The following is a 6,958-nucleotide window of genomic DNA, read 5'->3' on the forward strand; positions in this document are numbered from 1 at the left end:
CACCGCCGCCGCCACCGCCGCCTGACCGGCGCCCGGCAGGTCGATCACGACGACGCGCGGTCCCGGCACGGCGCCCGCGCGCGGTCCCGTGACCGGCACGGCGCCCGAGGGCCGCTCCCAGCCGCCCAGGGTCCGCTCGGCGAAGGCGAAGGCCGCCTCCGGCTCCATGCCGCCGGTGATGATCAGGGCGGCGTTGTCCGGCCGCCACCAGCGGTCGTGGAAGGCGACGATCTCCTCACGCGTCACGGCGCCGATCGAGGCCGGCGTGCCCGAGGTCGGCGCGCCGTAGGGCGAGGCGCCGAAGGCCAGGCGGTTCAGCACCAGATTGGCCAGTGGCCCCGGCTGGCGCAGGTTCACCCTGAGGGCGTTGACCGCCCGCGTGCGGTTGCGCGCCACCTCTTCGGGCGCATAGTCCGGGCGCTGGATCACGTCCGCCAGCACGGCCCCGACCTGATCGGCCGCGGCCACGGGCGCCGACATGAAGACCGCCGACGCATCCTGTCCCGCGCCGCCGCCGATGTTGGCGCCCAGCGCCTCCAGGGTGCGCGCGATCTCGGGGGCCGAGCGTCCGCCCGCGCCCTCGGTGGCCAGGCCGGCGGTCATCGAGGCCAGACCCGGACGGTCCGCCGGATCCGCCGCCGCGCCGCCGCCGATGACCAGCTGGGCGTTGACGATCGGCAGGTCGGTGGACTTGGCCACGATCACCCGCAGGCCGTTGGACAGGGTCCGCTCCACCACATGCGGCGTCGCCATCGGACGCGGCGCGCCCGCGGCCGGCGGCGCCATCCGCTGCCCCTCGGGCAGCAGTTCGTTCGGCGGCAGGACGGCCGGCGGCACGCTCAGGAAGGTCGGGACCGGAACCGGGTTGCGATAGCTGTCCTCGCTGACGCCCGCCGGACGCTGGCTCTCGTCCTGATAGCGGATCGAGACCCGCGCCTGTTCGTCCAGGTATTTGCGGGCCACGCGCTGCACGTCGGCGGCGGTCACCGCCTGCACGGCGGCCAGGTTGGCGTCCGGCGCCGTGGGATCGCCCTCGTCGACCAGGGCCCGGCCCAGGATGAAGGCCCGGCCCGAGGCCGTCTCGCGCTGGCGCAGGGCCGACGCCACGATCTCCATCTTGGCCTCGGCCAGTTCGGCGGCGGTCACCGGCTCGTCGCGGACGCGGGCCAGCTGGGCGTTCAGCGCCGCCTCCACGTCGGGGATCGCCTTGCCCTGGGCCACGGTCGCCTGGACGGTGATCGTGCCCGCCTCCTCCATCTGGTCGGCGCCGAAGCTGGCGTTGGTGGCCAGTTGCCCGCCGTAGACCAGCGCCTGGTGCAGGCGCGAGCTGTCGCCACGCGACATGATGCCGGACAGCACGTCCAGCGCCGCCGCGTCCGGGTCCGACGCCTTCACGCCGGGGAAGATGGCGGCGATCGCCGGCAGGGGCACGTTCGGCGCATAGGCCTCGACCAGACGCGGCTGGGTGCGCGGCGGCGACACCGGACGCTCGAACACCGGCACCGGGCGGGCGGGGTTCTGGATCTCGGCGAAATACTGGTCGACCCAGCGGTCCAGCTGGGCCTGATCGAAATTGCCCGACACGATCAGGGTCGCCGTGGCCGGGCGGTAATAGGCCTCGTGGAAGGCGCGTGCGTCGTCGATGGTGGCGCTGTCCAGCTGCTCAATCGAGCCGATCACGCTGCGGCGATAGATGGACCGGTCGAACTCGTTGTCGCCGATGACGAAGCGGTCCAGCCGGCCGTACGGCGGCGCATAGACCCGCTGACGCAGCTCTTCCTTCACGATGGAGCGCTCGGCGTCGAACACGGCCTGGTCGACCACCGGCCGCGCCATCCGCTCGGCGTGGGTCCACAGCATCGTCTCCAGATACTGCGGCGGCACAGTCTCGTAGTAGTTGGTCATGTCCTGGCCGGTGGAGGCGTTGCGGCTGCCCCCCGCGTTCTCGACCAGCGTCGAGATCTGGCCGTAGGGCAGGTTGACCGTCTTGCGGCTCAGGATGTGTTCGAACAGGTGGGCGAAGCCCGAGCGGCCCTCAGGATCGTCCTTGCCGCCCACGTCGTACCAGACCTGCACGGTCACCGTTCCGGCGGTCGCGTCGGGCATGGAATAGACATTCAGCCCGTTGGCCAGCTGGCGATGCGTGTACTGCAGCGGCGGCACGGTGATGGTCGCCGCGTCCTGCGCGAGGGCCGGGAAGGCCGGAGCGGTCAGGGCGAGCAGCGAGGCGCCCAGCAGGGCGGCGGTGCGGGTCATCATGGGGTCCCCCAAGGACAGTGATCTGAACCTCGCGACCCTAACAGCGGCGAAGCCCGGGTCGGATTTCAAGTTCGTAATGAAAGGTCGGCCGCCGGATCCTGACCGGCGATCCTTTCACGCGGGGGCGGGCGGAAGTCCGTCGCTCCATCCCGGAGGGCTAGAGCCGCTCCTCGACCTCGTCCCGCGTCGGCATCGAGGGCTGGGCGCCGGGCCGGGTCGCGGCGACGGCCCCCGCCGCGCAAGCGAAGCGCAGCGCCGCCTCGGGCTCCATCCCCTCCAGCAGGGCGACGCAGATCGCGCCGACGAAACAGTCGCCCGCGCCGGTGGCGTCGACGGCCCGCACCCGGGGCGGGGCGGCCCGCGCGATCTCGGCCCCGCGCTGGTACATGACCGCGCCGGCGGCCCCCAGGGTCACCACCACCCGCCCGCCGCCGTGATGCAGCAGATCGCCGTAGAAGGCCGCCTCGGTCTCGTTGACCACGATCAGGTCGGCCCGGCGCAGCAGCTGGTCCGACACCGGCTGGGCCGGGGCCAGGTTCACGCAGACGAAGTCCGTCGCCCGCCCCACCGCCGCCTCGACCGTCTCGATCGGCAACTCCAGTTGAAGGATCAGAGGGGTCTCGATCCGCTGCGGCAGCTGTTCGGGGAAGGCGCTGTGGTTGGCGCCGGCCGCCACCACGATCTGGTTCTCGCCGTCCGGCGCGACGGCGATCAGAGCCACGCCCGTCGGCGCCTCGGCGTCGGCGACCACCCCGCCGGCGTCCACGTCGTCGGCCAGCAGCAGCGCCAGCGCCTCCTCGGCCATGGCGTCGCGCCCGACCCGGCCGATCAGGAACACCTCCGCCCCCAGCCGCTGCGCCGCCAGCGCCTGGTTGGCGCCCTTGCCGCCCGGATGCCGCGCCAGCTCGGCGCCCGTCACGGTCTCGCCCGCGCGCGGCAGCTTCGGCGCCGAGGCGACGAAGTCCAGATTGATCGACCCGACGACGGTGATCCTCATGCACACTTCTCCGCAATCAGGCTGAACACCCCGTCCGCGTCCGCGCTGACCGCCCAGCGGTGGCGCAGCGGTTCGCCCGCCACGCCCTCGCGGAACTCGACCGCCGTATGGCCGCGGGTCAGGTCGCTGTCCGTCTCCACCCGGATCCGGCACGGCTGCAGTACGAACAGCTCCGGCTTCAGCAGCCAGGCCACCGGGCAGGGGTCGTGCACCGGCGGCGCGTCCCAGCCCACGATCCGGCGCTCCACCGCCTGCGAGAAACGCATCATCGCCGCCGCCGTGCCGCCCATCGGCGTCTTCAGCGCCTCGAGGGCCGCGATCCGTTCGTCCGTCGCCCGCACCTGATGGGTCGCGTCCAGTCCGAACATCACGACATCGCACTCGGTCGCCAGCACCTCGGCCGCCGCCTCCGGATCGGCCCAGATGTTGAACTCGGCCGAGGCGGTGATGTTGCCCCCCTCGGACCGCGCCCCGCCCATCACCGCCACCGGCCGCAGCCGCCCGGCCAGCGCCAGATCCTTGCGCAGCGCCAGCGCCAGATTGGTCAGCGGCCCCAGCACCGCCAGCGCCACCGACTTCGCCGGGCGGGCGTTGACCAGGGCGAGGATGGCGTCCGCCGCATGGCCCTCGGCCACGGGCGCGTCCGGCTCGAACGGCTCCAGGTCGCCGGTCCCTTCCGGCCCGTGGAATTCCGCCGCCGTGCCCAGGGTCCGGCGCAGCGGCTCCCCCGCGCCCATGAACACCGGCACGTCCTCGCGCTCGGGCTTCTGAAGCCCGGCGATCTGGCGCAGCATCCGCGCGTTCCGCGCCGTCTTCTCGACCGGCACGTTCCCGCCCACCGTGGTCACGGCCAGCAGTTCGAATTCCTCGGCCCCGAAGGCCAGCATCAGCGCCACGGCGTCATCCACGCCGGGGTCGCAGTCGATAATCAGCGATTGTCTGTTCACCCGGGCATCACTGCCGCGCGCCGCGCTTCGGAGCAAGGCTGGCGAGGCTCAGACGGTCGGCTTGCCCGTGATCTGCGCCAGACGCAGAAACCGCAGCCAACTGTCCCAACTGCCGGCCTGACGCGCGCTGGCCCGCAGGGGATCGTCGCTCTCAGACGGGATTTCAAGCTGGTCCAGATAGGCCTTCTGCACTTGGACAAGCACTTGTCGGTCCGCCTCTCCCAGCCTGGCGTCTATGGCCGGCCACCAACGGTGAGCGATGATCTTGCGTGAGGCGACGCCCCGCGCGGAACAGTTCCGCAACGCCAGCCTCGACTGGCCCGGCCGGGGCTTTTGCAGGATGCAAGGCAGCACGCCCTCGCATTCAACCCATTGCTCGACGAAGCTTTCCGGGCCGTCATCGAGATTGGTCCGGGCGGCGCACTGTTCAAGCGCGGCGACTTCAACAGCGAAATCACCGCATTTGGACATATCGTCGCCGCCGAACACGCAGGTCTCGAGCCGACTGACATCGGCTTCCTCGAAATTCGGCGCCTCTTGCGTCTGGGGGGTCAGCGCCAACGACGCGACGAAGACAAACAGCAACATGACGAGGCCTCAACCGTAACCGTGAAGCACGCTGCCTCGCCGGATTTGCCCTGTCCAGACCGCGTTCGCGGCGCGGAGCCTCAGCCTGGCGCAGCGACGCCGCGCGTCTCCCACGCCGCCGCCGTCGTCCGGATCAGCTCCAGCACCGCCAGATGCCCCACCAGGTCCGACAGCCGGGGCGCGTCCTCTTCCGGATTGATCCGCAACACTCGCCCTTGGATCAGGTCGACCAGCGGCGCATCTTCGCCCAGCAGGATCGCGCCCCGGGCGCCCGTGGCGGGAGCGGCGCGGAACGGATGCGCCGTCAGCAGGCCGACCTCGGCCTTCAGCCCGCCCTTGCGGTCCAGCACCAGCACGCGCCGGTCGGTCAGCGCATAGTGCTCGCCGATCCGGCCGGCCAACCACTTTCCGGTCCGCCAGCTGTCCTGCAGCGCCCCGATCGCCACGAACAGACCGATGACGATCAGCAGCGGGCTGTCGGCGAAGGCCCGCATCGACCAGGCCGCCGACAGCAGGACCAACCACCACACAAGGCTGAAGGCGATCGCCGCGCCCTGCCGCCGCGACAGGAACAGCCGCCCCTGCGGCGCGCCGGCCCAGACCACGGTCTCGCCGGGTGTCAGCAAGGCCTGCACCGCCGCCGCCCGCTTGCGGGCCGCGCGCGTCTCGGTCTCGCTCACAGACAGGCCTTCACGCAGGCCGCGGCCAGCACCTCGGCGGAATCGATCAGCGGGACCGTGACCTCGTGCACGCTCAGCAGCAGCGGCACCTCGGTGCAGCCGGCGATGACCACCTCGGCCCCGGCCGTGACCAGCGCCGCCGCCAGCCGCTTCATCTCCGCGCGCGGGCCCTCGCCGACGTCGCCGCGCTTCACCGCATAGACGCAGCCCATGAAGGCCTCGCGGTCCGCGCCGCCCAGCCGCACGATCTTCACCCCCGTCGCCTGCAGCGCCCGGGTGTACAGCGCCTCCCCGCCCGGGGTGGCCAGCACGCCGATCTTCCTGGCCCCGCCCGCGGTCGCCGCCGCCGTCGTCTCGGCGATCATGTCGATGAAGGGCAGGCCCGCCTTGCGGATGCCCGCCGCCTGGGCGTGGGCGGTGTTGCACGGCATGGCCAGCACCCGCGCCCCGGCGTCGCGCAGCCGCAGCGCCATCCCCGCCAGAACCGCCTCGGCGGCGTCCGGCGCGCGGTTGCGGTCCGGCACCTGCGGATTGATGTCGGCGATGATGCGGATGTGGTCCTGATCGCCCTCGGCGGGCGTCAGCGCCTGCACCCGCGCGAGGAAGGCCACCGTCGCGGCGGGCCCCATGCCGCCGAGGACGCCGAGGGTTTTAGTCATGGGAGCTTCCTAGATCGCTTCTGCCGCGACGACCTAGCCGCTTGGGGTCTCGTAGCAATCTTTGCTGGCTCGGCTGCAGTTGTCTTTTTCTTTGCCGCTATTGCTTCTGCCAGAAATGCTTCCATCCGCTCGGTAACTTTCTTGGCCTTGAACTTGTGCTGGTTCCAGCACGCGTAGCGTTTACGAAGCCCCTCCAGCTCGGTGCGCGCTTCATCTAGCGTACGCCCCGCGCTGTGAAGGCGGACACGGCGTTGGCTTTGGCGAGTGGCATCGTCTTTTAGGACCTCATCAATGCGGCGATTGATGGCGAATACTGCGCTTCTAATTATGGCAACCGATTCAATAAATCGCGGCGGCAGGAGAGATATTTCGAGCTCACGGAAGACTTCGACCATCTCCATGGCCCGGCTGCCGCGGAGTGCGAGCTCCATCGACTCTGTAGGATCGACCAATGCATCTAAGCGGGCCGTAACAAAGTCGATCGAGTGCCTTGCTAGGTGGCCAGCAGCGCGACCCGCGGCCGCTGTCTCCGCCCAGCGCTGAAATCCGACATAAGCGAAGCCCGCAAAGACCGCGAGCACGGCAGCTCCCGTCTGAATCACGCCCGTTAAATTGGCGGTTTCGTGGTTGCTCATTTTAGGCCGCCCCCAGTATCTGCACCTTTTACGCTAACGACGCCCCGATCTCGCTCTCGTACCCGAACAGGCCCTGCGCCCCTCCGGTGTGCAGGAAGACCACCGTCTCGCCCTCGAACCGGCCCGCCTTGGCCAGGGCGATCAGGCCCTTCATCGCCTTGCCGCTGTAGACCGGGTCAAGCACGATCCCGTC

General features: G+C 70.8%; 7 protein-coding genes and 1 pseudogene. All 8 read right to left on the minus strand.

Annotated features, from left to right (window positions below; all coding sequences use genetic code 11):
* Positions 1-2,259: pitrilysin family protein (locus Q0C81_RS08975; RefSeq protein WP_291836689.1), on the minus strand; the 2,259-nt coding region annotated here is incomplete at its 3' end.
* Between the two features lie 157 nt (positions 2,260-2,416).
* Positions 2,417-3,256 carry a ribokinase gene (locus Q0C81_RS08980; RefSeq protein ID WP_291836692.1) on the minus strand — a complete coding sequence of 280 codons (840 nt, stop codon included), beginning with the start codon at positions 3,254-3,256 and terminating at the stop codon, positions 2,417-2,419.
* Positions 3,253-4,203 carry a nucleoside hydrolase gene (locus tag Q0C81_RS08985; RefSeq protein WP_291836694.1) on the minus strand — a complete coding sequence of 317 codons (951 nt, stop codon included), beginning with the start codon at positions 4,201-4,203 and terminating at the stop codon, positions 3,253-3,255. The genes Q0C81_RS08980 and Q0C81_RS08985 overlap by 4 nt, the downstream gene beginning before the upstream one ends.
* A gap of 48 nt (positions 4,204-4,251) precedes the next feature.
* The gene (locus Q0C81_RS08990; protein ID WP_291836696.1) at positions 4,252-4,791 is read right to left on the minus strand and encodes a hypothetical protein; all 540 of its coding nucleotides are present in this window, start codon (positions 4,789-4,791) and stop codon (positions 4,252-4,254) included.
* Between the two features lie 80 nt (positions 4,792-4,871).
* Entirely contained in the window at positions 4,872-5,471 is a 600-nt protein-coding gene (locus Q0C81_RS08995) for a hypothetical protein (protein WP_291836698.1), read from the minus strand.
* Positions 5,468-6,130 carry an amino acid racemase gene (locus Q0C81_RS09000; RefSeq protein ID WP_291836700.1) on the minus strand — a complete coding sequence of 221 codons (663 nt, stop codon included), beginning with the start codon at positions 6,128-6,130 and terminating at the stop codon, positions 5,468-5,470. The genes Q0C81_RS08995 and Q0C81_RS09000 overlap by 4 nt, the downstream gene beginning before the upstream one ends.
* Positions 6,127-6,765, minus strand: coding sequence for a hypothetical protein (locus Q0C81_RS09005; protein ID WP_291836702.1), 639 nt, complete (start codon positions 6,763-6,765; stop codon positions 6,127-6,129). The genes Q0C81_RS09000 and Q0C81_RS09005 overlap by 4 nt, the downstream gene beginning before the upstream one ends.
* Before the next feature lie 28 nt (positions 6,766-6,793).
* A pseudogene (locus tag Q0C81_RS09010) lies at positions 6,794-6,958 on the minus strand (D-cysteine desulfhydrase); the annotation flags it as partial.

The sequence above is a fragment of the Brevundimonas sp. genome, assembly GCF_023259385.1.
In the GTDB taxonomy this organism is placed as follows: domain Bacteria; phylum Pseudomonadota; class Alphaproteobacteria; order Caulobacterales; family Caulobacteraceae; genus Brevundimonas.